The 1,395-nt window shown below is 39.7% G+C and carries 1 protein-coding gene; it reads left to right on the top strand.

Features of this window, described 5'->3' with window-relative positions:
• Window positions 1-249: 249 nt before the first annotated feature.
• Window positions 250-1,287 carry an IS110 family RNA-guided transposase gene (locus QWZ17_RS23280; protein WP_290307722.1) on the top strand — a complete coding sequence of 346 codons (1,038 nt, stop codon included), beginning with the start codon at window positions 250-252 and terminating at the stop codon, window positions 1,285-1,287.
• Window positions 1,288-1,395: the final 108 nt, after the last annotated feature.

Below are 1,395 nucleotides of genomic sequence, written 5' to 3'. Positions count from 1 at the left end.
CCCTCCTATGTTTGTTGTCAAAATATAAGCAAATAGATTTGCATTATAAAGTGAGAAGGAATGAGAGCAGACGGTCACCCAAACAACCATTATGGTATGTTGAGAGAGAGATACTGCCTCATTTCTTTTTACTCTTTTGAGTTAGAACAGAATGTAAGGAATATTGCATAGCAGTATATTCAGGATATCCAGCAGGAGAAAAGACGAAGAAGGGTTTTCACTTTAATATTATTCATATTAAAGCAAACGATGACAAACATTTTAAAACAGGTAGTAGGTATTGACGTAGCCCAGAATGAATTAGTGGTATCACTTGGCAACATGGATCAGGCAGTACAAACAAGTATTTACGCATTCAAACAATTTGCCAATAAACCGTCCGGCTTCAAAGCATTGGAAACATGGGTAAGTAAGCATACAGATAAACAGGTACCGGTCCGTTATGTAATGGAGGCCACAGGAGTTTATCATGAAAAGTTAGCTTACCATTTATCCGGACAGGGTGCTGAAGTAAGTATAGTACTACCCAACAAGGTCAGTAATTACATGCGTACGCTTGATACCAAAACAGTTACAGATAAAACAGCATCACAGGCTATCTGTAAATTCGGGTTAGAAAGAAAGCAGGAAATATGGCAGCAGCCGAAGAAGATCTTCCGGGATTTAAAGCAGCTTACCCGCGAACGTGATCAGATCATAGCCGAACGTACGGTAAGTAAGAATCAGCTACATGCAGAACAGGCAGAGGCCTTTCCGAATGAAAAAAGCCTGAAGCGACTTAATACGCGTATTGATCTGTGTAACATGCAGGAAAGAGAGATCAAAGAGGACATAGCGGCAATTATAAAACAAGACAAAGAGCTGTTTGCAAAAATCAACAATGTAACTACCATACCAGGTGTCGGAGCTCTTACAGTAGTGATCGCTCTTGCAGAAACCAACGGCTTTGACCTGATAGGTAATAAAAGCCAGCTAACCAGCTATAGTGGGCTGGATGTGGAAGAAAAAGAGTCCGGTACATCCGTAAAGAAGAAACCCAAAATCTCAAAGAAAGGGAACCGACACTTAAGAAAAGCTATGCATATGCCCGCCCTAACAGCCATCAGGATAGATGATCGCTTTAAAGTCATATATGCCAGGCTAATATCCAGGCATGGGATTAAAATGAAAGCAGCAGTAGCGATACAACGAAGATTATTAGAGCTGATATATATATTATGGACAACGAATAAGCCTTACGACAAAAACCATGTACACCAATCCATTGAAAGTACGAAAACCATATAAAAGGGTTAGGGCAGCCATCAATGATGAACTGCCCTAAACAGGCTGGCATAAAGCCGCCTTAATAAAACAAAATTAAAAATTATTTGATAATTAACACAGAATCTCTCT

The sequence above is a fragment of the Mucilaginibacter flavus genome (assembly GCF_030409315.1).
Classification (GTDB): Bacteria; Bacteroidota; Bacteroidia; order Sphingobacteriales; family Sphingobacteriaceae; genus Mucilaginibacter; species Mucilaginibacter flavus.
Note: the sequence above shows the minus strand (reverse complement) of the source record. Positions and strands in the feature narration are given on the sequence as shown.